Here is a 22,802-nt window from a genome sequence, read left to right on the forward strand (position 1 = left end):
GTCACCCCTTCGACGGCACCACATCCACATCGACGGCCCGTACGTACGCGATCCGGTGCCCGAACTGGATCTCGTAGTACATGTCCTTGCCGCGGATCACCTTGTGGTTCGTCGTGTCGAAGACCGGCGCCGAGAAGTACTCGCCCGCCACCTTGCCGCCGGTCGCGTACTTCTGGCCCGCCAGGAGCTTGTACGGCAGGGGCGAGACGGGCTGCGGGGTGATGCCCGTGCCCGCGTAGGCCTCCGCCTCCGGGTAGGCGCGTCCGTACACCGGGATGTCGGTCCTGCCGGCCTTCGGCGTGATGACGGAACCGGACGCGTCGAGCGCCGTGGGCTGCTTCTTCGGGTTCTTGAACCAGGCCTTCTGGCCCAGGTACCAGACGGCCGTCCAGTCGCCCTTGCGCTCGGCGACCGCATAGCGCTGGCCCGTGGAGAGCCGCGAGCCCAGGTCGTTCACGCCGATCGTCGAATCGCCGCCGCCGGGCCGCAGCCCGATGTCCTTGACCAGCGGGGCGTCCTCGGACGGCGCCGTGTACACGCGCACCGCGCTCGACCCGTGGGCCGCACACGGCTCACCGGGCTTGGTGCAGCCGGTGAACTTGACCGTGTTCTTCGCGTACTTCGGGGCGACCGTGACAAGACCGCCGTTCGGGCCCGCGGTACGGGTGAACGGCTTGCCCATCAGCGTGAAGTAGTGCTGCCAGTCCCAGTACGGGCCCGGGTCGGTGTGCATGCCCGGGATGGACGAGGACACCGGGCCCGGCACCGTGTCGTGGCCGAGGATGTGCTGCCGGTCCAGCGGGATGCCGTACTTCTTCGCGAGGTGCTTCACCAGGCGCGCCGACGAGCGGTACATCGCCTCCGTGTACCAGGCGTCGGGATTGGTGAGGATGCCCTCGTGCTCCAGGCCGACCGACTTGGAGTTGATGGCCCAGTTACCGGCGTGCCAGCCCACGTCCTTGAGGTTCAGATGCTGGGCGATGTGGCCGTCGGAGGAGCGCAGGGTGTACTGCCAGGACACATAGGTGGGGTCCTGGACCAGCTTGAGGGTGGTCTCCCAGGAGCCCTCGGTGTCGTGGACGACGATGTACTCGATCTTCTGGTCCTTGGGGCGGTTCGCCTTGTCGTGGTTGCCGTAGTCGTCGTCGCCGAACTCCTCGTACGGCGCCGGGATCCAGTCGCACGACACCGTCTTGGGGCACTCGATCTGGTCCGCGGCGGCCGCCTCGCGCAGACCCAGGCGGCGCAGCTGCGCGGCGTCCGGCGCGAGACCCGGCTTGCTGTCCAGGGCGACGCGCTGGCCGGCGTCGGTGGTGCGCTGCTCGCCGTCGCGGATCACCGCGAAGACGTCATTGGCGTACGTCGCCGCCGTCGCCCGGTCGTCGGCGCCGGAGAAGCTCGCGATGGCCGCGTACCAGTCGGCGGGGTTGTCGGTGAACGCGCCGCCCGCCTTCTCCTGGGCGGCGGCGAGCAGGGCGGCGCCGCCCTGGACGTTCGCGGCCGGGTCGGTGCGCAGCCGCTCGGCGGACAGGCCCGTCAGTTCCGCCGCGCGCGGCAGGGTCCTGAGGCGGGCCGGGAGCTGGGACGTCTCGGGCAGCTTCGCCTCGGGCGTCTTGGCCGGGCGCGAGGTGTCACCGCGGGCGTCCTCCGCGCCGTGGCTGTGGTGCGGCGCCCTTGCGAGGGCGGTGCGCGCGTCGGTGAGGTGCATCGGTCCGTAGCCGCCGCCGACGCTGGGCGCCCCGGCGTGGGAGTCCCAGCGGGACTGCAGATAGGAGACACCGAGCAGCACGCTCTGCGGCACCCGGTACTCGGCGGCCGCTTGCGCGAACGCGCCCTGCAGGCGCGCGGACGAAGGAAGTTCGGCGGCGCCCGGTGGCGCCGCCGCCACCAACGGCAGCAGCAGGGCGGCCGACGCCACGGCACCCGACGCCTTCAGCAGCCGTCGGCGTGCGGGCGTGACTCTGGCAGGGGCGGACCTTCGCAATGCAGCCTCCCGGGGCATGGCGCGCGATGCGGCGCTTGGGGCTCAGTGGTCGCGTCGGGGCGCGATGGGCGTGCGTGGCGCTGAGATGGGACGGGGCGCTGAGGTGGGACGTGGCGCATAGGCAGTACGGGCAGTGCGTGGCGCGTGGGTCGACGTGGGTCAGTGGTATCGGCTCTCCGACGATCCGTCAATCATGCCTATGGGCAAGGATTTCCCATGTCAGCACGGGTCCTGGCGGGTTTTCGCCGCGCACGTCGCATCGCCTGCACCGCGTCAGTGGCGTGGACCAATGAACGGCCCTGAGCAGGGAGAACACCAGCGGGAACCGTCTCGCCATGTGGTCAGCGGGCGGTCCCGGCGAGGACGCGGTCCACCTGATCGGGGGACAGCGCGTGTTCGATCGCGAGGATGCCCGCGCCGACCGCGGCCGCGTCCTGCCCGGTGCGGCTCGGCTCGATGCGCAGCACATGCGTGGCCAGCGGGTGCGAGCGCCGGTACACCGCCTCGCGTACGCCGGCCAGGAGTTGGTCGTGCACCGCCGCGAGGGCGCCGCCGAGGACCACGGCACTGGGGTTGAAGAAGTTCACCAGGCCCGCCAGGACCTCGCCGACGGCGCGCCCCGCCTCGCGCACCATGCGGACCGCATCCCGGTTGCCCTCCTGGACGAGCCGCACCACATCGCTGCCCGACGCGGCCGCGAGACCGAGGTCGGCGAGGCGCCGGGCGAGGGCCGCCCCGCCCGCGACCGCTTCGAGGCAGCCGGTGTTGCCGCAGCGGCAGGGCGCCTCCTCGTCGCCCACCCGGATGTGGCCGATGTCGCCCGCGCTGCCCTGCGCGCCACGGTGCAGCCGGCCGTCCGCGACGATGCCGCAGCCGATGCCCGTGCCGACCTTGATGTAGAGCAGATAGCGGGTGTCGGGGAAGGCCCGGCGCTGCTCGGCGAGGGCCATCACATTGACGTCGTTGTCGACGAGGGCGCGTACCCCGAAGCGCTCGGCGAAGAACTCGGGGATCGGGTACTGGTGCCAGCCCGGCATGATCGGCGGATCGACGGGCCGCCCGGTCGAGAACTCGACCGGCCCGGGCACCCCGACCCCGATGGACTGCAGCGCGCCGCGCTCGCGCCCCGTCTCCTTCAGGAGCCCGTCCAGTGTGCGCTCCACATGCCCGAGCACCGCCTCGGGCCCGTCCGCGATGGACAGCGGATCCTCGCGCAGGGCCAGGATCTCGCCGCCGATGTCCATGAGCGCGACCCGGCAGTGCGACGCCCCCAAGTCGACGCCCGCGACGGCGTGTTCGCGCGTCCGCAGCCGCAGCCGGCGCGGCGGCCGGCCGCCCGTGGAGCCGCCGTCGGCGTTGTCCTCGTCGACGAACCCGTGCGCGATGAGCGCGTCCACCCGCTGGGACGCCGTGGAGCGGGCGAGCCCCGTCAGCCGGGCCACGTCGGCGCGGGTGGCCGCCGCCCCGGTGCTGATCAGGGCGAGCACATCGCCGGGTGAGGACGGCACGGCGGACTGGGCTTCAGGCATGCGGTCACGATAGGGATGACTTCTGCCGGTTACAAGGGCGGTTGTGTTTGATCGTCGACCTAAGTGTCCGTCAACTTCCTTGTAGTGAACGGTGCTTGGGCTCTTGACAGTTCAAAGCCTGCCCAGGACATTGCTCGACGGTGCTCTCCAGCCGCCGTCGCAAGCCGCCGTCGAAGGAGTCGCAAGATGCTGACGATGCAGGGCGTGTCCAAGAGCTTCCTGGGCGTCCGCGTCCTGCACGACGTGAGCCTCGATCTGCGGGCCGGTGAGGTGCACGCCCTGGTCGGCGAGAACGGCGCGGGCAAGTCGACCCTGATGAAGATCCTCGCGGGGGAGCACGTCCCGGACGCGGGCACCATCCGCCTCGACGGCGCCGCGCACGCCTTCACCCACCCCTCGCAGGCGCAGGCCGCCGGAATCGGCATCATCCACCAGGAGTTCGCGCTCCTCGCCCACCGCACGGTCGCCGAGAACGTCTTCCTCGGCCGCGAACCCGTGCGCCGCGGACTCGTCGACCGCCGTGCGATGGAGGAGCACACCGACCGGTTGCTGACCGAGCTCGGCGCGTACGGGATCAGTCCCAGGACGTACGTCCGTGATCTGTCGGTCGCCCGCCAGCAGACCGTCGAGATCGTCAAGGCCCTGGCCACCGAGGCCCGCATCCTGGTCATGGACGAGCCGACCGCGCCGCTCGCCGACCACGAGGCGGGCCTCCTGCATGACCTCGTGCGGCGCCTCGCCGACCGGGGTCTGGGCATCCTGTACATCTCGCACCGGCTGCGCGAGGTCTTCGAACTCGCCCATCGCATCACGGTGTTGAAGGACGGCCGCCGCATCACCACCACGGCGACCGCCGACACCAGCGCGGACCAGGTGGTCCGCGCGATGGTCGGCCGCGACCTCGCCGCCTACTACCCGCCGCGCGCCCGCCCCGAAGAGCTCGGCGAGGTGGCCCTGACCGTCACCGGCGGCGGCAACCGGCGGCTGACCGGCATCGACCTGGAGTTACGGGCCGGGGAAGTCACCGGCATCGCGGGTCTGCAGGGCTCCGGCCGCACCTCCCTGGCCCGCGCCCTGTTCGGCGCCGCGCCCTTCACCGAGGGCGCCATGACGGTGAGCGGCCGCCGCCTGCGCCCCACCGGCCCCCGCCAGGCCATCCGTGCCGGAATCGCCCTGGTCACCGAGGACCGCAAGGCCGAGGGGCTGGCCCTGCGCCAGTCCGTACGGGACAACGCGCTGCTCGTCACCCGCGCCGCACCCGCCCGCGGCCGGCCACCGGCAGGCCGCGGCCTCACCCAACTCCTGGAGCGCGTACGCCTGCACGCCCGCGGCGAGGACCAGCAGGCCCAGTACCTGTCCGGCGGCAACCAGCAAAAGGTCGTCATCGCCAAATGGCTTGCCGCCCACCCGCGGATCCTGCTCTTCGACGAACCCACCCGAGGCGTGGACGTCGGCGCCAAGGCCGCCATCCACACCCTGGTCCGCGAACTGGCCCAGGGCGGTCTCGCCGTGCTGATCGTGTCCTCCGAACTCCCGGAGCTGATCGGCATGAGCGACCGCATCCTCGTCATGGCCGATGGGCGTCTCGCAGGCGAACTGCCCGCAGGAGCGGGCGAGGAGGACATCATGCGCCTGGCCACCGGCGGGCCGGGACCGGCCATCGGCGGATCGGGACCGGCCATCGGCGGACCCGGGCTCGCCTCGGAAGGTGTCGCATGACGACCGAGACCGCCCCGGCCGTCGCGCCCGCCGTGAAGACGGCCAAGGTGCGCAGGTCGCGCCTCACCGACCCGGCCGTCGGCATCTGGCTCGCGGCCGCCGCCGTGATCGTGCTCGGCTGGGCCGTAGTGGCCCTGGACGGCGGCCAGTTGCTCACCCGCACCAACATCACCGTCATCCTGTCCAACTGTGTGGCCCTCGGCCTGGTCGCCCTCGGCCAGACCGCCGTCATCCTCACCGGCTCCCTCGACCTGTCGGTCGCCTACCTCATCGGGCTCGGCACCCTCGTGGCCGCCGAGACCATGGAGAACGGCCGCGTCCTGATGGCGATCCTCGCCGTCCTCGCGCTGTGCACCGCCGTCGGCCTCGCCAACGGCCTCATCGTCACCGGCCTCAAGGTCAACGCGTTCATCGCCACCCTCGGCACCGCGTTCATCCTGCGTGGCTGGATCGAGGACAACTACACAGGACCGGCCGGCAAGGTCCCCGCCGACTTCCGGCGCCTGGGCTACGACCGCATCGGCGCGATCCCCGTCTCCGTGTTCCTGCTCGCCGCCGTCGCCCTCGCGCTGTGGCTGCTCACCCGCCGCACCCGCCTGGGCCACCACATGTACGCCACCGGCGGCGACGAACACGCCGCCCGCCTGTCGGGCGTACGCACCCGGCGCACCGTGGTCGCCGCACATGTCCTGTGCTCCCTGTGTGTCGGTGCCGCCGCGCTGTTCCTCGCGGCGCGGCTCGGCGCGGGCGCGCCTTGGGCGGGCACGGAGGCACGGTACGACCTGGAGTCGATCGCCGCCGTCGTGCTCGGCGGGACCGCGCTCGCGGGCGGGCGCGGGGGAGTGTCCGGGACCCTCGGCGGGGTCCTCGTCCTCGCCGTCCTGGACAGCGTCTTCAACCAGCTGTCCGTCGACCCGTTCTTCAAGAACGTCGTCCGAGGCGTCGTCATCATCGCCGCCGTCGCCCTCTACGCCCGGCGCGGCAGCAGGAGGACCGCCTCATGACCGCCATGGCCACAACGCCTCGTCCGTTCAAGCGAGTTGCGAGCCTCCTCGGCACCGGCGCCCCCGTCTACGCCCTCCTCGTGCTGCTCCTCGCCGCGCTCGCCGTCACCGACCCCGGCTTCTACGAACCCGACCGCTTCCTCGCCTTCGTCAAGCGGGCCGCGCCCCTCGTGATCCTCGCCGCGGGCCAGTATCTGGTCATCGTCAGCGGCGAGTTCGACCTGTCCGTAGGCGCGATCGTCACCGCCGGAGTGGTGGTGGCCGCCGAGCTCTACGGCTCCTACCCGGGGGCCCACTGGCTGGTCATCAGCCTCGCCCTGCTCCTCGCCGGAGCGGTCGTCGGCGTCGCCAACGGCCTGATCACCACCTTCCTGCGCGTGCCGTCCTTCATCACCACGCTCGGCATGATGCTGATCCTCGAAGGCGCCGTCTTCTACTGGACCGGCGGCTCCCCACACGGCGCCCTGCCCGAGGACTTCCGCGCCCTGGGCCGCAGTTCGGCCTTCGGCTGGCTGCCGTGGGCCGTCCTCGCCTGCCTCGCCGCGGGCGGCTTCGCGGTGTGGCTGATGCGTTCCGACTTCGGCCGTACGTTGCTGGCGACGGGCGACAGCGAACGCACCGCGGCCCTCTCCGGAGTACGCGTCCACCGCGTGCGCATCCTGGCGTTCCTGCTCTCCGGTGTGGCCGCCGCACTGGCCGCGATCCTGGTGGGCGGCTTCTCCGGGGTGTCCGCGCAGGCCGGACGTGGCTACGAGTTCGAGGCGATCACCGCCGTCGTGCTCGGCGGTGTGGTCCTCGGCGGTGGGCGCGGCTCCGTGGTGGCTGCCATGGCGGGGGCGTTCTCGCTGCAGGCCCTGTTCACGCTGCTCAATCTGCAGGGCGTCTCGGGCGCCCTCGAATCCACCGTTCAGGGCGTGATCGTGATCGCCGCAGTCGGACTCGGGGCCGCCGACTGGTCCCGGCTGCGCCGCCGCCGTACCCACTTCGCAGAAGATTCCTCAGGAGGCACACCCTCATGATCCGTAGCCGTCTCTGGGCGCCGTCCGCACTGCTCCTCGCCGGAGCACTGATCACCTCCTGCTCCAGCGACGCCCCGCCGGACGACCCCGCAGGTTCCGCCTCCACCGGCGCCAAGGGGGGTGACGGCGGGCAGTTCGAGTACTTCGACCAGGCCGAATACCAGCGCCAGTTGGACCTCGCCAAGGCCACCCCCGAGGGACCCGCGGGCAAACCCTGGGAGCAGATGCTCGAGCCCGAGATGGTCGACACGGCCCAGTACAAGAAGAAGGGCTCCGGCACCACGAACCTCTGCTTCTCCAACGCCGGCGTCTTCAATCCGTGGCGTCAGGTCGGCCTGAAGAACATGAAGGCCGAGGTCGCGCTGCACCCGGGCGTCAAGCTCACCGTCCTCGACGCACAGGGCAAGGACGACAAGCAGATCTCCGACATCCAGGAGCTCACCGGCAAGAACTGCGACGCCCTGATCGTCTCCCCGAACACCACCGCCACCCTCACCCCGGCGGTGAAGGACGCCTGCGGCAAGCTCCCCGTGATCGTCTTCGACCGGGGCGTCGACACCGACTGCGCCGTCACCTTCATCAACCCCATCGGCGGCTACGGCTACGGCGCCGTCGCGGCCGACTTCCTCATCGACAAGGTCGAGCCCAAGGGCAAGATCCTCGCCCTGCGCATCTCACCCGGCGTTGACGTCCTGGAGAACCGCTGGTCGGCCGGGAAGGCCGCCTTCGACAAGAGTGAACTCGACGTCGTGGACGTGAAGTTCACCGAGGGCGACCCCGCCAAGACCAAGTCGATCGTCGCCGACGCCATCTCCCGGCACGGTGAGATCGACGGGGTGTGGATGGACTCCGGCGCGACGGCGCTCTCCGCCGTGGAGGCCTTCGAGGACGCGGGCGTCGACGTACCGCCGATCACCGGCGAGGACCAGCAGGACTTCCTGCAGGCCTGGAAGGACAAGAAGCTCACCGCGATCGCCCCGACCTACCCGACCTTCCAGTGGCGCACCCCGGTCATCGCCGCCCTGCGCGTCCTGGACGGCAAGGAGGTCCCCAAGGAGTGGAAGCTGCCCCAGCCCACCGTCACCGAGGACAACCTCGACCAGTACCTGAAGGAGGGCATGCCGCCGCTGCACTACGCGATGTGCGGCTGTGAGAAGCTGCCCGGCTTCCCCGAGGAGTGGAGCAAGAAGTGACCGCGTACGCACCGCAGTTGGGCGCCAACCCGTGGATCTGGCACTCGCCGGTCGACTCGGCCGCCCTCACCGAGGTGCTGCCGCGCCTGGCCGGCTGGGGCTTCGACTGCGTGGAGCTGCCCCTGGAGCAGACCGGCGACTGGGACCCGGCCGGCACGGCGAAGCTGCTGCGGTCCACCGGCCTGAACGCGGCAGCGGTCATCGCGGTGCTGCCGCCCGGCCGCGAACTGGTCGCCACCGACCCGGAGACCGTGCGCGCCACCCAGGACTACCTGCGCCGCTGCGTGGACGCGGCACATGTGGTCGGCGCCCCGGCGGTGGCGGGCCCGATGTACGCCTCCGTGGGCCGGACCTGGCGCATGAACCCGGCCGAGCGGACGGCCGCGTACGAGCAGTGGCGCGAACACCTGGCGCCCGTCGTCTCCTACGCGACCCGGGCCGGGGTGCGGCTCGCCGTCGAGCCCCTCAACCGGTACGAGACCAGCCTGTTCAACACCGTCGACCAGACCCTCGAAGCCCTCGAAGGGCTGCCCGTCGACGGCATCGGCATCGCGCTCGACACGTACCACCAGAACATCGAGGAGCGCTCCCTGCCCGCTGCCGTACGCGCCGCCGCGGGCCGTATCGCGCATGTCCAGGTGTGTGCGGGCGACCGCGGCACGCCGGGCGCCGACCACCTCGACTGGCCGGGCTTCCTCACCGCCCTGCACGAGGCTGACTACCAAGGCGCCCTGTGCATCGAGTCGTTCACCGCCCACAACGCGACCATCGCCGTCGCCGCCAGCGTGTGGCGTCCGCTCGCCCCCACCCAGGACGCCCTCGCCACCGAAGGGCTGGGCTTCCTGCGCCGCACCCTCGCGGCCCTCTGATTCCGGCACCCCGCACGACACCGCACATCCGGCACCCGCACCTTTCTGTCCGTACGACCGGAGAGGATCCCCCCATGGGCTGTCATGCCCGCGACATACGTAGAGCGGTCGTCGCCTTACTTTCCGCGCTGCTGCTCGCGCTCACCGCCCTGCCCGCCACCGCGGCGCCCGCACCCGAGAAGGCACCCGCCTTCAGGGCCCTGCTGTTCACCAAGGCCGTCGGCTACGTCCACGACTCCATCCCGGCCGGCATCCAGATGTTCACGGAGGAGGCCGCCGAGAACAACTTCGAGCTCGTCCAGACCGACGACGCCACCGTCTTCGCCGACGACAAGCTCAAGGACTTCGATGTCATCGTCATGCTGCAGAACTCCGGCATGGTCTGGGACACCGACGCCCAGCGCGAGGCCCTGCAGAAGTACGTACGCTCCGGCAAGGGCGTGGTCGCCCTCCACAACACCCTCGACATGGGCATCGAGGAGCAGTTCCCCTGGTGGGACGAGACCATCAACGGCGGCGCCCACATGCCCGCCCACTCACCCGGCGTCCTGCAGGGCACCGCCAAGGTCGCCGACCGCGTACACCCCTCCACCAAGGCCCTTCCCGAACGCTGGGAGCGCCCCGAGGAGTGGTACAACTTCGACAAGAATCCCCGCGGCGACGTCCATGTCCTCGTCACCGCCGACGAGACGACGTACAACCCGGGCGGCTCGGCCATGGGCGCCGACCACCCCATCTCCTGGTGCCGCAACGCCGAGGGCGGCAAGGTGTGGGCCACCGCCATGGGCCACGACAAGGCCTCCTACAGCGAAGCGGCATTCCGCGACCACGTGATCGGCGGCGTCAAGTGGGCGGCCGGCGTTGAGCCCGGCGACTGCGGCGGCACCGTCTGGAGCGGCTACGAGAAGGTCACCCTCGACGACAACACCGCCGACCCGATGGAGCTGGACGTCGCGAGCGACGGCCGCGTCTTCTACGCCCAGCGCGCCGGCGACGTGAAGATCTTCGACCCGACGAGCCACTCCACCGTCAGCGCCGGCAAGCTCGACGTCTACACGGGCGGCGAGGACGGCCTGGTCGGCATGGAACTCGACCCGGCGTTCAAGGACAACCACTGGATCTACCTCTACTACGCGCCCGCCGGCGCCACTGAGGACATCAACCGCCTTTCCCGCTTCACCGTCACCGACAACAAGCTGGACCTGGCCAGCGAGAAGAAGCTCCTCGACGTCCCCGCCTACCGGGACCGGACGTTCCCCGAGCCCGGACATACCGGCGGCGCCGTCGAGTTCGGCCCGGACCGCACCCTGTACCTGTCCACCGGCGACGACACCCCGCCCAACCTCGACTCCAACTGGCAGGGCTACGCCCCGCTCGACTGGCGCCCCGGAAAGCAGATGCTGGACGCGGCGCGTACGGCCGGCAACACCAACGACCTGCGCGGCAAGATCCTCCGCATCAAGCCCACCGACGAGGGCGGCTACACCGTCCCGCAGGGGAACCTCTTCGACAAGGGCACGGACAAGACGCGGCCCGAGATCTACGCCATGGGCTTCCGCAATCCGTTCCGCTTCACCGTCGACCCCAAGACGGGGTACGTACACGCCTCCGACTACGGCCCCGACCGCGGCCTGCCGACGACCGACCGCGGCCCCGAAGGGCTCGTCGAGTACAACGTCATCAAGAAGGCCGGCAACTACGGCTGGCCGTTCTGCCACGGCAACAACCAGGCGTATGCCCCCTACAACCCGGACACCCAGGAAGTCGGCGCCAAGTTCGACTGCGCCAAGCCGACGAACCCCTCACCCAACAACACCGGACTGAAGGACCTCCCGCCGATCCAGCTGCCCGAACTCTGGTACGGATACGGCGAGTCCAAGGAGTTCCCCGAGATGGGCACCGGCGGTTCGGCGCCCATGAGCGGGCCCGTCTACCGCTACGACGCCAAGAACCCGTCACCGACCAAGTTCCCGGCGTACTACGACGGAGCGAGCTTCTTCTACGAGTGGGCGCGCGACTCCGTCAAGGAGATCCGCTTCGACAAGGACGAGAAACTCCTCAAGATCAACGATTTCCTCAAGTCGGCGAAGTTCGCCAAGCCGATGGACATGACCTTCGGGCCCGACGGCTCCCTCTATGTCCTGGAGTGGGGCTCGGAGTTCGGCGGCGGCAACAACGACTCGGGCCTCTACCGCATCGACTACGCCCAGGGCCGGCGCGTGCCCGTCGCCAAGGCCAAGGCCTCCGCGACCAACGGCCCCGTCCCGCTGAAGGTCGACTTCTCCAGCGAAGGCAGCACCGACCCGGACGGCGACGCCCTCACCTTCGCCTGGGACTTCGACGGCAACGGCACCTTCGACTCCACCGAGGCCAACCCGACGTACACGTACACAAACAAGGGGGACTTCACCGCGCAGCTGAAGGTCACCGACTCCAGCGGAAAGTCGGGCTACGCCAACATCCCCGTCACGGCCGGCAATACCGCGCCCACCGTGAAGATCGAGACGCCGGTCTCCGGGAAGCTCATCACCTTCGGCGACAAGATCCCCTACAAGGTCACGGTGACCGACCCGGAGGACGGCCCCATCGACTGCACCAAGGTCACCGTCAACCCGGCGCTCGGCCACGACGACCACGAGCACCCCACCACCGACATCCCCGGCTGCGAGGGCACCGTCGACACCGGTGACCTCGGCGGGCATCCGGAGGGTGCGGACCTCACGTACGTCCTCAACGCCAAGTACACCGACAAGGGAGGAGACGGCGCGAGCCCGCTCACCGGCTACGGCCGGTCCGTGCTGCAGCCGAGGCACAAGCAGGCCGAGTACCACGACGCCCAGTCGGGCACCCGGATCGTCTCCCAGGCGGGCGCCGAGAACGGCAAGCGCATCGGCGACATCAGCAACGGCGACTGGGTCGCCTTCGACCCGATGAGCGTCGAGGGCGTCGGCACGGTCAGCTACAAGGTCTCTTCGCCGTACGGGGTGGGCGCCGTCGAACTGCGCGCCGACGCACCGGACGGCAAGCTCCTGGCGACCACGCCCATGCTCAACACCGGTGGCTGGGACACCTATCAGGAGACCCCGGCCGTCCCCGTAGAGGCGCTGACCGGAACGCACAAGCTGTATCTGGTCTTCACGTCACCGCAGGACAATTCCTTCGACGTGGACGCGGTGGAGTTCCACGCCATCCCGTAGACCGCCACCCCTGTCCGGGTCCGCTTCCCCCTGTCCGGGCCCGGACAAGCCGGCGGCCCGCGTTACGCCCAACCCCAGGCGTAGCGCGGGCCGCCGCTCCCCGTCAGCGAGTGCCGACCGCCGCACGCACGGCCCGGCGGGCCAGGGCGCAGTCGTCGTGCAGCCGCCTCAGCAGCAGCCGCTGTTCCTCGCCGGACGGCGCAGCACCGGGCTGGGCCGGGCCCGGTGCCGCCGGGGCCGTGTCGCGCATGGTGCGCTGCACAGCGGTCTCGTACTTCCTGATCTCCCGCGTCAGTACGAGCATCAGGTTCACCAGGAACGCATCGCGGGCCGCCGCCCCCTGGGCCTGCGCGAGTTGGCTGATCTGCCGCCGCGCCACCGGTGCGTCACCGAGGACCGCCCACAGCGTCGCCAGGTCATAGCCCGGCAGATACCAGCCCGCGTGCTCCCAGTCGACCAGGACGGGCCCGGCCGGGGACAGGAGGATGTTCGACAACAGGGCGTCGCCGTGGCAGAACTGGCCGAGGCCGCCAGTGCCCGAGGAGTGCGCGATGCCGTGCACCAGCTTCTGCAGATCGCCCATGTCCCGGTCGGTGAGCAGCCCCAGCTCGTGATACCGGGCGATCCGCGAGGCGTAGTCCAGCGGAGCGTCGAACATGCCCGCCGGCGGCCGCCAGGCGTTGAGCCGGCAGATCGCGCCGAGGGCGGCACGGATGTCGGCGCGCGGCGGAGCCTCGGCCGGGTGGCGTTGCAGGGCCGCCACCCGGCCGGGCATCCGCTCGATCACCAGCGTGCCGTTGTCCGGGTCCGCGGCGATCAGCCGGGGCACCCGCACCGGCGGCCGGTGCCGGACGAACGCGCGATAGGCCGCTATTTCGTGCTGGATCTGCTCCGACCACACGGGAGAGTGGTCCAGTAAACACTTGGCCACCGCGGTGGAGCGTCCTGTCGTCCCCACGAGCAGTACCGAGCGGCCACTGCGTCGCAGCACCTGCACCGGATTGAACTCCGGACAGATGCGGAGCACCGAGGCGATCGCGGTGCGCAGCTGCGCGCCCTGAGGGCCGGACAAGTCGAGTCTCCCGCTGAGCGGTTGGTTGCCGAGCCCCGGAGCACGCCGCGCCCGACCGGTGCCAAGCGCCGGGGCCGCCGGGCGAGTGGGGTCGAGATAGGGGCCGCCGCCCTGGCGGGGCGCGAGCGGCCGGGGCGGGGCGGACACGGAGGAAGTTGCTGTGTACATGGGCGAAACAGATCCCTTCGTGTGCCGACAAGTCACGTGCGCCTCCCGGCCCGACTGCCGAGCCTCACCCTGGGGAATGCGGCCCGGCTGCCGGGTCGGGGTGGCGCATATCTACCTGACACCTGGCAGCGCGTGGCACACCATCTGGCGCACCCTGGCGAACCCTGGCGAATAGTCGCTCGGCACCTGACACGGGGTTACTGTCAACTCAGCCGAGAACCTGGGGGCTTGACGTGAGCAGCGAACCCAACACCCGCCTGCAAGACCATTTCGGCCTCGCCGGCTGGTCCAAGGGCGAACTCGCCAGACTCGTGAACCGGCAGGCGGCGGCCATGGGCCACCCGCAGCTGGCGACCGACACCTCGCGGGTGCGGCGCTGGATCGACATGGGAGAGATCCCGCGCGATCCCGTACCGCGGGTGCTGGCAGCTCTGTTCACCGAGCGACTCGGCCGTGTCGTGACCATCGAGGACCTCGGTCTGGTCCGGCACGGGCGCATGGGGAAACGGCAGGGCAGCGGGGAGATCGACAACCCCGACCAACTGCCGTGGGCGCCCGAGCGGACTGCTGCGGTCCTCACCGAATTCACGGGAATGGACCTCATGCTCAACCGACGCGGCTTGGTGGGCGCGGGCGCCGCGCTCGCCGCAGGCACCGCACTCAGCAGCGCCATGCACGACTGGCTGCACACCGATCCGGCCCTTTCCTCCGACACCCCCCGCATCAACGATCCCCTGCACGCCGACCCCGCTGGGTACGACCGCTATGAGGCCGCCCCCATCGGGTCGCAGGAGATCGAAGAGCTGGAGCGTTCGGTGGAGGTCTTCCGCGCCTGGGACGCGGCCCGCGGCGGCGGGCTGCAAAGGAAGGCCGTGGTGGGGCAGCTCAACGAGGTGGGAGGCATGCTCTCCTACCACCACCCCGACCATCTCCAGCGCCGCCTGTGGGGCGTCGCTGCCAACCTCGCCGTGCTCGCCGGCTGGATGTCGCACGACATCGGCCTCGAACCCACGGCCCAGAAGTACTTCGTGATCGCCGCCCACGCGGCCCGCGAGGGCGGCGACCGCCCCCGCGCCGGCGAAGCCCTGTCCCGCGCCGCTCGCCAGATGGTCCACCTGGGCCGCCCGGACGACGCGCTGGACCTGATGAAACTCGCCAAGTCCGGCTCCGGGGAGGAAGTCCTGCCCCGGACCCAGGCGATGCTGCACACCATCGAGGCCTGGGCACAGGCGTCGATGGGCCGCGGCCAGGCGATGCGCCGGACCCTCGGCGAGGCGGAGGACCTCTTCGTCTCCGACAAGGGGGACGTGCCGCCGCCGAGCTGGATGCAGATGTTCAAGGAGGAGGACCTGTACGGAATGCAGGCCCTCGCCTACAGGACGCTGGCCGAGCACGACCCGTCCTCGGCCTCGCAGGCCCAGCACTACGGCGAGAAGGCCCTGGCACTACGGATCGACGGCCGGCAGCGCTCGAAGATCTTCGACTACCTGTCGATGGCCTCGGCCTGCTTCATTGCCGACGACCCGGACCAGGCCGACCGCTACGCCCGCCTTGCCCTCGTCTCGATGGGCCAGACCTCGTCCCACCGGACTTGGGACCGGCTGCGCGAGATGTACCGCCTGACCGGGCAGTACTCGGGCTACCCGAAGATCCAGACGCTGCGCGAGGAAATCCAGCTGGCGCTGCCGGCGAAGGGGGCGACTCGGGGGAGGGGGAAGGGCGGGGTGGGTAAGGCCTGAGGGCTTGGGGTTAGGTCTGGCGTCTGGGTCTGGGGGGGCAGGGGTCGGTCGGGCGGCGGGGGCGTGGGCGGCGACGGCGACGGGAACGGGGGCGGGGGCGGGACGGGGGAGCGGGACCGCGAGCGGGCCGGGCCGGGGAGCGGCCGGAGAGCGGGGCGGCGGGATCGGGGGAAGAGGCGCGGGCGGCGGGTCGGCGGGCGCCGAAGGGCCGATGGGCGCTAAGTGGGGTGAATGGGGCAGATATGCGCCCGTTCTGTCCGGTTTTGCGGGCCCCTTTTCCCTCACGTAGGGCGCGCTGCGCGTCTTTCGGGTCCCGCTCTCCTCGGGCTGTCCCTCGAGGCGCTCTCGTCGGCCCCTCCCTCGAGCCGCTCTCGGTCCGTCCGGGGTCCCTGCCCGCCGCCGCGCTGCCCGTGCTCGCCGCCCTACCCCTGCCGACCTCCCCGGTGCCCCTGCCAGCCTCCCCGGCCCCCGGCCTCCCGACCCTCAGCCCCGGCCCACCGACCAGCCCCGGCCTACCCCCCGAACGCCAGCCAGCCCGCCCGACCTCACCCCCCGATCCGAGCAACCAACACGCAGGCGTCGTCCTCCCGTTCCGCCTGCCCGAACTCCTCGACCACCGAGCGCACGCTGTCCTGGGCGCTGCGTGCCCCGGTGAAGCGGGGGGCCAGGGAGAGGAGGCGTTCGGTCGCGCTCTGGCCGTCGCGGCCCGGGACCAGTCCGTCGGTGTGCAGCAGGAGTACGTCGCCGGGTTCCAGGGATTCCGTCTTCTGTTCGTACGTCGCCCCGGAGGTGGCGCCAAGGAGGACGCCGTCCGGCGGTGTCAGTGCCCGCCCCGTCCCCTCGCGGAAGAGCAGGGGGGCGGGGTGGCCTGCCTGCGCCCACGTGAGGGTCTTCGTGTGCGGGTTGTAGCGGCAGCAGACCGCGCTGCCCAGGGCCGGCTGGACGGAGGCGTCCAGAAGTTGGTTCAACCAGCCCAGGAGCGGCCCCGGTTGGGCGCCCGCGACCGCCATGCCGCGCAGGGCGCCGAGGAGCATGGCCATGCCCGAGGTGACCGTCACGCCGTGTCCGGTCAGGTCGCCGACGCTCAACAGCGATTCGCCGTCGGGGAGTTCCAGGGCGTCGTACCAGTCGCCGCCGATCAGGGCGCTGCTGGAGGACGGCAGATAGTGCGCGGCCAGGTCCAGGGCGTCCGGGTCGCCGTGCGGGAACCGCAGGGAGCCGCGCCACGGCGGCAACACGGCCTCCTGCAGCTCAACCGCAAGCCGGTGCTCCGTCTGCGCGATGTGCCGTTGGCGCTGCAGAGAGTCACGGGTCTCACGCACTGCCAGTTGGCTGCGGCGCAGCTCGCTGACGTCCCGCAGGACCGCCCACATGGAAGCGGTGCCGCCGTCCGCGTCGAGCACGGGCTCGCCCATCATGTGGACCGTACGCACGCCGCCGTCGGGGCGGACGATCCGGAACTCGCCGTCGATGGGCCTGCCGTCGATGAGGCAGTCCGTCACCATCGTGGTGAGCAGTGCCTGGTCGTCGGGGTAGACCAGGGCGGGCAGTTCGTCCAGCGTCAGCGGGGGGCTCGCCGGGTCCCAGCCGAAAATCTGGTACAGCTCGCCGGACCAGGTCACCTCGTCCGTCAGGAGGTGCCACTCGGCGCTGCCGACCCGGCTGAGCAGAGAAGTGCGCCCGGGGTCGGTGGCAGGGGCGGCCGGCGCGGGCTCCCTGGAGAGCTCGGCGTCGAGGCCGTCGAAGTCCGCCAGGTCGTCGAGGGGATCCTCGGGCAGCCCTTCGCGCAGCTGCTCCAAATGGTCGTCCAGGTCGTCGAGTTGGTGCATGGCCAGCTCGCACAGGGCGCGCTGCCACCGGCCCTGCGGGTCGGTGTCGTCGACGAAGGCCTCGCGGCGCACGGCGTCCACGCCTGCGCGCACGCGGCGCGTCTGCGAGATGAGCGCGTCGACCGGGCCGCGCTCCGGCGGCTCGGCGGAGGGGCGGTCCGTAAAGAGGGGGGACGGCATGACGTACTCCGATACAGGCGCGGTACGACCAAGTCTGACGGAAGGACCGGTTATGACTGTCGCACAGGGAGCGACGGCCCGTAAGGGATTTGGCAACACCCGATCCGGTGGTGCTTTTGGCATATGCCATCGTCCTTACGGGTGCACCTTACCTGTTGGGGGCGTCGCACCGGTGCCGCGCGGGCGCCGATGCGACGCGTGAACTCGCCGTAGAGGGAGCGGAGTTGACGCCTCAGCCGGGTCGTCAGGGGGCCTGTTGAGTAGTGAAGTACCTGTTCACGGCCCCTCGGTGGCAACCGCGGACGGGCGGCTGTCGCCGCCGTCTCAGCGAGCCGTGTCCCGCAGGACGAAGAAGGGCGCACGCGCCTCGCCGCCGTCCGGCCGCCGCCAGCCGGCCGCGACATGGCCCCGCGCCTCGGTCCCGGAGCTGTCGGCGACATCTCCCTCGCGGCCGAGGAAGCGCGCCACTTGGAGTGTCGGTGCGCCGCCCGCCGCGACGTCGAGCGTGATCGTGGAGCCGTGCTCGCTGTCGGACACGGCGCTCGCTACGGTCCCGGGCGGGAGTGCGGCCCCGGTGAAGTGGTGGGCGACGGAAGGGTCCGGGGTGTCGTTCACGCTCTGCGCCTGCGCCACGGTGCGCCCCTGAAGGAGGTCGAGCAACTGCCCGACGAGCACCGGGTCGTGCGTTCCGTCGTACAGCCACCGCTTCCCGAGCACCCCGTGCTCGGAGGTGCCGATGAGGCATTCGTCGGCCCCGTCGAGCGGCGCCCCGCGGTAGCTCATCGGCACGTGGTACGCGACCGGTCGTTCGCCGGAGCTGTCCGTGACCACCATGAACTCGAGGCCCACCACGCCCTCCGGGTCGTCGAGCCGGAACCCGCCGGCCTTGGCCAGCTGCGGTGTGCTCCCGGTGTCTACGTACCAGGGCCGTGTGGGAAGCCAGGACGTGAGCAGTTCGAGCTTGGTGGGGGTCATGGTGGTGTGGTGAATGACAGCCATGGCTCGGCAACTTACCCATGCCGGTCCGCGCCGCCCGAGCCGCCCCCGGGCCGGCGACGTGTACCCAGCCGCAGATCCGGGCGATCCGGCCGATCCACCCGAGCCGGCTGAACCAGCAGTCCTGATGGAGCCGGCCGATCCAGCAGCCCTAAAGGCCGACATCCGTACGGAGTTGGGCCCTCGCGGCATCGAAGTACTCGCGCTGCTCGGCGAGCGCCGCGGGCGTCGCGGCGTTGTCGACGTGCAGCTGGTAGACGCGGCCGCCCGTGCCGGGCACGAAGAGTTCCAGGCGTTTGCGGGGCCCCGACTGGCCGTTCCAGTGGTAGTCGATCTCCAGCCATACGGCGTCGCGGTCGCCCTGCCGGGTGCGGTGGGTCCGGGTCGTGATGCCCGCCATCGACGACTCGGCGGTCTTGCGGTACCAGGCGAGCTGGCCCTTCGCCGCCTCGGCCGCGGTCGGGCCGTAGGCGTTGTCGCGCTTCACGCCGAGCGTGAACTTGTCGTCCGGTGAATGCCAGTTGGTCTTGATGCGGTCCCGCTCGTGGACCTGCCAGCCCTTGGGCACGGCAAGCGCGACGGTCAGCTGCTTCTCGGTGACCCGGCGCCAGCCGGAGGGCGGGGGAGTGGCAGGTGCCGAAGGGGATGCGGAGGCCGACGGGGAGGGGGTTTCGGATGCCGAGGGGGTTTCGGATGGCGAGGGGCCAGGGGACGCGGGCGCCGAAGTCGTCGTCCCCTTGCCGTCGTCCTCCGCGCCCTCCGCGCTCTTCGCCCCGTCCCAGGGCTGGACCAGGAGCAGGGTGACCGCGGCCACGACGATCGCCGTCGCGGCGCCACCGGCCGCCATCGCCGCGCCGCTGCTCAGGAAGCGCCGCTTCCCGCGGGTGACCGAGGTCGTCGAAGACGGGTCCGCACGGAGGCGTACGGTCCCGGTGGATGCCGCCGACGGAGAAACGGCCGACGCCGACGCCTCCTGCAACGCCTCCTCGACCTCACCCGCCTCCGGTCGCGCGTCCGGGTCCTTCGCCAGCAGCCGCATCACCAGTGGCTCCAACGGCCCTGCGTGCAGCGGGCGTCCGGGTTCGGCGTGCAGCACCGCCTGCACGGTCGTGGCCTGGCTGTCCCGGCGGAACGGCGACACCCCCTCCAGCGCCCGGTACAGCAGCACTCCCACCGACCACAGGTCTGCCGCCGCCCCCGGGCTGCGCCCCAGTGCCCGCTCGGGTGCCACGTACTCCGGCGAGCCGACGAAGCCCCCCGGCTCCGTGAGGCGCCCGTCGCCCTCCGCGTACGCGATCCCGAAGTCCGTCAGGACGACCCGCTGTCCGTCCGCCCCGAGCAGCACGTTCGCGGGCTTCACGTCCCGGTGCAGCACCCCCGCCGAGTGGGCGGCGCGCAGTGCTCGTACGACCGCGAGACCCACCCGGGCCGCCTCACGCGGCCCCAACGTGCCCTGCTCCAGGGCCGTTTCGAGGGACTGGCCCGCCACCAGCTCCATCACGATGTACGGGCGTCCGTCCTGCTCCACCACATCGTGGACCGTGACGACCGAAGGGTGCTGGATCCGCCCCGCCGCCCGAGCCTCGCGCACGATCCGCTCGTAGGCGGCCGCCCGCTCGTCCGGGCCGAGCCCCTCCGGCAGCCGCGGCTCCTTCACCGCGACCGGGCGTCTGACCACCTCGTCGACGGCGGCCCACACCGTCCCCATGCCCCCCTCGCCGATGCGCTCGCCGATCCGGTACCGACCGGCCACCACTCGCACAGTGCCCCCGCTCTCCGCCATGGCACCATCATGCACAGGCCTCCCGCGTGGGGCACGGTCCGGCAGACGCACGAGCGGCGCAGACCGCACAGGGCAGGGGTCTCAGCGGTTCGTCTGTACGTCCCCCACCGTCGACGACCGGATCGCGTCCCCGTCCGCGAAGTCCCCCGGCGGGATGCCCGGGTGGTGCCCGTCGCGGGGTGCGGGCACGGCCGGGGCGGGGTCGAGGGTGAGGCGGGAGACGATGCGGTAGCGGTCGCCGCGATAGAGGGAGTGGACGTACTCCACGGGGCGGCCGTCGGTGTCGGTGGTCAGGCGCTCGAAGAGCAGGGCGGGGGAGAGCTCGGGCACGTCGAGCAGGTCGGCCTCGGCCCGGGTGACGACGGTCGGCTCGATGGCCTGCACCGCCTCGCGCACCCGCACCGCGTGATGCTCCCGCAAATGGTCGTACAGGTCGCCGCTCTCCAGCTCCTGCGCGCTCAGGCCCGGCACCAGGGCGGCCGGGATGTGCAGATGCTCGATGGCCATGGGCGCACCGTCGACGAGGCGCAGGCGGGCGACGTAGACGATCTCGGCCGCGGGGGAGAGCCGCAGCTTGCGCCCCACGCGGGCGCCCGCCGGGACCGTGGTGAACTCCAGGATCCGGCTCGACCAGGCGCCCGTGGCCTGTGGCAGGCTCATCGCCTGCCGGTCCCCGACCAGCTCCTGGGTGATCTTGGCCGGCGCGACGAACATGCCGCGCCCGTGTTCGCGTACGAGAAGCCCCGCGGTGACGAGTTCGTCCACCGCCGCGCGCAACGTCGGCCGGGACACGCCGAGTTCGGCGCACAGGCTGCGCTCGGAGGGGATGGCATCGCCGGCGCCGCGTGACTCGATGAGCTCCAGGATGACGTCGCGCACCCGCTCGCGCTTGAGCACCGCTCCCGGTTCCGCTCCCGGTCCCCTTCCCGCTCCCGGTTCCGCTCCCCGTTCCGATGTGTCCATGTGCTGGGTTCCCCTCCCGACTCGCGTGCTGACCAGTTTGCCATGCGGGGCGTGACTGGCCCGCTGGTCAAGGGGGCTTTAGTGGACGGAATCTGGTGCGGGGCACGGGTGCAGGTCCTTGGGGTGCGGAAATCCCTTGTACGCAAGGGGACTTGACGACCTCATTGGTCTATGCCACTTTCTTCCACCATCAACAGGTCAACTGTCCAGTTGAGGTCACTGGTCAAGTGGTGGGGCTCTCCCGTCCCTCCCATACCGCAGAGGTGAACCGTGAAGTTCCGCTTGCTCGCCGGCGCATCCGCGCTCGCGCTGACCGCCGGCCTCGGGGCCGGGCTCGGCGCCTGCAGTTCCCCCGACCCGTCCGACGGCGTCGGTGGCGGGAAGACCACCATCGACGTCTGGCTGATGCGCGACAGCGTCTCCGCCGCCTTCCAGAAGGACTTCGTCAAGGCCTTCGAGGCCGCCCACCCCGACATCCGCGCCAAGGTGCAGATCCAGGAGTGGGACGGCATCGGCGAGAAGGTCACCGCCGCCCTGGCCAGCAATGACGCACCCGACGTCATCGAGGTCGGCAACACCCAGGTCGCCCAGTACGCGAGCAGCGGCGGCGTCCTCGACCTCAGCGACAAGGTCGACGACCTCGGCGGCAAGGACTGGCTCAAGGGCCTGGCGGAGCCGGGCGCGTACGAGGGCAAGCAGTACGGCATCCCGTACTACGCGGCCAACCGCGTCGTCATCTACCGCACCGACCTGTTCAAGGCGGCCGGTGTCGAGGCGAGTGCCATCAAGACGCGTGACCAGTGGATCGCGGCGACGAAGAAGCTCAACAAGGGCGACACGCAAGGCATCTATCTGCCGGGGAAGATGTGGTACGCCCTGGCCGGGTTCGTCTGGGACGAGGGCGGCGACCTCGCCACCGGGTCCGGCGGCAAGTGGAAGGGCGCACTCGACAGCCCCGAGGCGCTGCGCGGCATGGAGTTCTACGAGCAGCTGCAGGCCCTCGGCAAGGGCCCCAAGGACTCCGACGAGGCCGCCCCGCCGCAGTCCGACGTGATGGCCAAGGGCAAGGTCGCCCAGGTCATCTCGACCCCGGGCGGCGCCAACGTCATCGCCGAGGCCAACCCCGAACTCAAGGGCAAGCTCGGCTTCTTCCCCATCCCCGGCAAGACCGCGGCCACCCCGGGCGCCGTCTTCACCGGCGGCTCCGACCTGATCGTCCCGGCCGCCTCGGCCAAACCGGAGGCCGCGTACACCTTCATCAAGGAACTCACCGGCGACACCTGGCAGAAGAAGCTCGCCGTGACCATGAGCTACGTCCCCAACAAGACCACCCTGACCGGCGCCCTCGCCAAGGACCCGGGTGCCGCGGCCATGGCGGTCGGCGCGAGCGGGAACGGCCACGCCACGCCCAACACGCCCGGCTGGGCCGCCGTCGAGGCCGAGAACCCGATCAAGGACTACATGACCGCCGTGCTCACCGGAGGCGACCCGGCCAAGGAGGCGGCGAAGGCGTCCGAGGCCATCACCCGGGCGATGAACAGCAGTTCATGACCGCGAC

At 71.1% G+C, this 22,802-nt stretch carries 15 protein-coding genes; 8 read left to right on the forward strand and 7 right to left on the reverse strand.

The annotated features are described in order from the left end of the window. Position 1 precedes the first annotated feature (1 nt). Both OG430_RS45705 and OG430_RS45710 read right to left on the reverse strand, forming a co-directional pair. Positions 2-2,002, reverse strand: a complete 2,001-nt coding sequence (locus tag OG430_RS45705; protein WP_327358612.1) for an N-acetylmuramoyl-L-alanine amidase — start codon at positions 2,000-2,002, stop codon at positions 2-4. Between the two features lie 323 nt (positions 2,003-2,325). Further along, the gene (locus OG430_RS45710) at positions 2,326-3,513 is read right to left on the reverse strand and encodes an ROK family transcriptional regulator (protein WP_327358613.1); all 1,188 of its coding nucleotides are present in this window, start codon (positions 3,511-3,513) and stop codon (positions 2,326-2,328) included. Between the two features lie 186 nt (positions 3,514-3,699). Here OG430_RS45710 and OG430_RS45715 point away from each other — a divergent pair, with 186 nt between their 5' ends. From OG430_RS45715 to OG430_RS45740, 6 genes are all read left to right on the forward strand, one after another. Further along, entirely contained in the window at positions 3,700-5,232 is a 1,533-nt protein-coding gene (locus tag OG430_RS45715) for a sugar ABC transporter ATP-binding protein (protein ID WP_327358614.1), read from the forward strand. Then, positions 5,229-6,236, forward strand: a complete 1,008-nt coding sequence (locus tag OG430_RS45720) for an ABC transporter permease (RefSeq protein ID WP_327358615.1) — start codon at positions 5,229-5,231, stop codon at positions 6,234-6,236. The genes OG430_RS45715 and OG430_RS45720 overlap by 4 nt, the downstream gene beginning before the upstream one ends. Then, positions 6,233-7,255, forward strand: coding sequence for an ABC transporter permease (locus OG430_RS45725; protein WP_442816670.1), 1,023 nt, complete (start codon positions 6,233-6,235; stop codon positions 7,253-7,255). The genes OG430_RS45720 and OG430_RS45725 overlap by 4 nt, the downstream gene beginning before the upstream one ends. Continuing rightward, entirely contained in the window at positions 7,252-8,448 is a 1,197-nt protein-coding gene (locus tag OG430_RS45730; protein ID WP_327358616.1) for a substrate-binding domain-containing protein, read from the forward strand. The genes OG430_RS45725 and OG430_RS45730 overlap by 4 nt, the downstream gene beginning before the upstream one ends. Next, complete coding sequence (locus OG430_RS45735) at positions 8,445-9,317, forward strand: sugar phosphate isomerase/epimerase family protein (RefSeq protein ID WP_327358617.1); 873 nt, start codon at positions 8,445-8,447, stop codon at positions 9,315-9,317. The genes OG430_RS45730 and OG430_RS45735 overlap by 4 nt, the downstream gene beginning before the upstream one ends. A 74-nt stretch (positions 9,318-9,391) precedes the next feature. Further along, positions 9,392-12,514 (forward strand): ThuA domain-containing protein, encoded by a 3,123-nt coding sequence (locus OG430_RS45740; RefSeq protein WP_327358618.1) that lies wholly within the window; start codon positions 9,392-9,394, stop codon positions 12,512-12,514. Between the two features lie 103 nt (positions 12,515-12,617). Here the strand turns inward: OG430_RS45740 and OG430_RS45745 are convergent, their stop codons facing one another. Continuing rightward, positions 12,618-13,754, reverse strand: coding sequence for an aminoglycoside phosphotransferase family protein (locus OG430_RS45745; RefSeq protein ID WP_327358619.1), 1,137 nt, complete (start codon positions 13,752-13,754; stop codon positions 12,618-12,620). 233 nt (positions 13,755-13,987) lie between these two features. Here OG430_RS45745 and OG430_RS45750 point away from each other — a divergent pair, with 233 nt between their 5' ends. Continuing rightward, positions 13,988-15,493, forward strand: coding sequence for a DNA-binding protein NsdB (locus OG430_RS45750; protein ID WP_327358620.1), 1,506 nt, complete (start codon positions 13,988-13,990; stop codon positions 15,491-15,493). Positions 15,494-16,038: 545 nt separating this feature from the next. Here OG430_RS45750 and OG430_RS45755 read toward each other — a convergent pair. The 4 genes from OG430_RS45755 to OG430_RS45770 all read right to left on the reverse strand — a co-directional run bounded on the left by OG430_RS45755 (position 16,039) and on the right by OG430_RS45770 (position 21,244). Next, a complete protein-coding gene (locus tag OG430_RS45755; protein ID WP_327358621.1) occupies positions 16,039-17,502 on the reverse strand; it encodes a PP2C family protein-serine/threonine phosphatase in 1,464 nt (487 codons plus the stop codon). Positions 17,503-17,826: 324 nt separating this feature from the next. Further along, on the reverse strand, positions 17,827-18,501 hold the full coding sequence (locus tag OG430_RS45760; protein ID WP_327358622.1) for a maltokinase N-terminal cap-like domain-containing protein: 675 nt from the start codon (positions 18,499-18,501) through the stop codon (positions 17,827-17,829). 148 nt (positions 18,502-18,649) lie between these two features. After that, positions 18,650-20,281 (reverse strand): serine/threonine-protein kinase, encoded by a 1,632-nt coding sequence (locus OG430_RS45765; protein ID WP_327358623.1) that lies wholly within the window; start codon positions 20,279-20,281, stop codon positions 18,650-18,652. A gap of 81 nt (positions 20,282-20,362) precedes the next feature. Beyond that, positions 20,363-21,244 carry a GntR family transcriptional regulator gene (locus OG430_RS45770; protein ID WP_327358624.1) on the reverse strand — a complete coding sequence of 294 codons (882 nt, stop codon included), beginning with the start codon at positions 21,242-21,244 and terminating at the stop codon, positions 20,363-20,365. Between the two features lie 270 nt (positions 21,245-21,514). Here OG430_RS45770 and OG430_RS45775 point away from each other — a divergent pair, with 270 nt between their 5' ends. After that, complete coding sequence (locus tag OG430_RS45775; RefSeq protein WP_327358625.1) at positions 21,515-22,795, forward strand: extracellular solute-binding protein; 1,281 nt, start codon at positions 21,515-21,517, stop codon at positions 22,793-22,795. The last annotated feature ends 7 nt before the right edge of the window (positions 22,796-22,802 follow it).

Origin of the sequence: Streptomyces sp. NBC_01304, assembly GCF_035975855.1 — a bacterium.
Classification (GTDB): Bacteria; Actinomycetota; Actinomycetes; order Streptomycetales; family Streptomycetaceae; genus Streptomyces.

What these genes read in the sequence shown, in the direction of transcription:
- OG430_RS45705 (WP_327358612.1), bottom strand. Translation starts at nt 2,002, where the DNA reads ATGCCCCGGGAGGCTGCATTGCGAAGGTCCGCCCCTGCCAGAGTCACG.
- OG430_RS45710 (WP_327358613.1), bottom strand. Translation starts at nt 3,513, where the DNA reads ATGCCTGAAGCCCAGTCCGCCGTGCCGTCCTCACCCGGCGATGTGCTC.
- OG430_RS45715 (WP_327358614.1), top strand. Translation starts at nt 3,700, where the DNA reads ATGCTGACGATGCAGGGCGTGTCCAAGAGCTTCCTGGGCGTCCGCGTC.
- OG430_RS45720 (WP_327358615.1), top strand. Translation starts at nt 5,229, where the DNA reads ATGACGACCGAGACCGCCCCGGCCGTCGCGCCCGCCGTGAAGACGGCC.
- OG430_RS45725 (WP_442816670.1), top strand. Translation starts at nt 6,233, where the DNA reads ATGACCGCCATGGCCACAACGCCTCGTCCGTTCAAGCGAGTTGCGAGC.
- OG430_RS45730 (WP_327358616.1), top strand. Translation starts at nt 7,252, where the DNA reads ATGATCCGTAGCCGTCTCTGGGCGCCGTCCGCACTGCTCCTCGCCGGA.
- OG430_RS45740 (WP_327358618.1), top strand. Translation starts at nt 9,392, where the DNA reads ATGGGCTGTCATGCCCGCGACATACGTAGAGCGGTCGTCGCCTTACTT.
- OG430_RS45745 (WP_327358619.1), bottom strand. Translation starts at nt 13,754, where the DNA reads ATGTACACAGCAACTTCCTCCGTGTCCGCCCCGCCCCGGCCGCTCGCG.
- OG430_RS45755 (WP_327358621.1), bottom strand. Translation starts at nt 17,502, where the DNA reads ATGCCGTCCCCCCTCTTTACGGACCGCCCCTCCGCCGAGCCGCCGGAG.
- OG430_RS45760 (WP_327358622.1), bottom strand. Translation starts at nt 18,501, where the DNA reads ATGGCTGTCATTCACCACACCACCATGACCCCCACCAAGCTCGAACTG.
- OG430_RS45765 (WP_327358623.1), bottom strand. Translation starts at nt 20,281, where the DNA reads ATGGCGGAGAGCGGGGGCACTGTGCGAGTGGTGGCCGGTCGGTACCGG.
- OG430_RS45770 (WP_327358624.1), bottom strand. Translation starts at nt 21,244, where the DNA reads ATGGACACATCGGAACGGGGAGCGGAACCGGGAGCGGGAAGGGGACCG.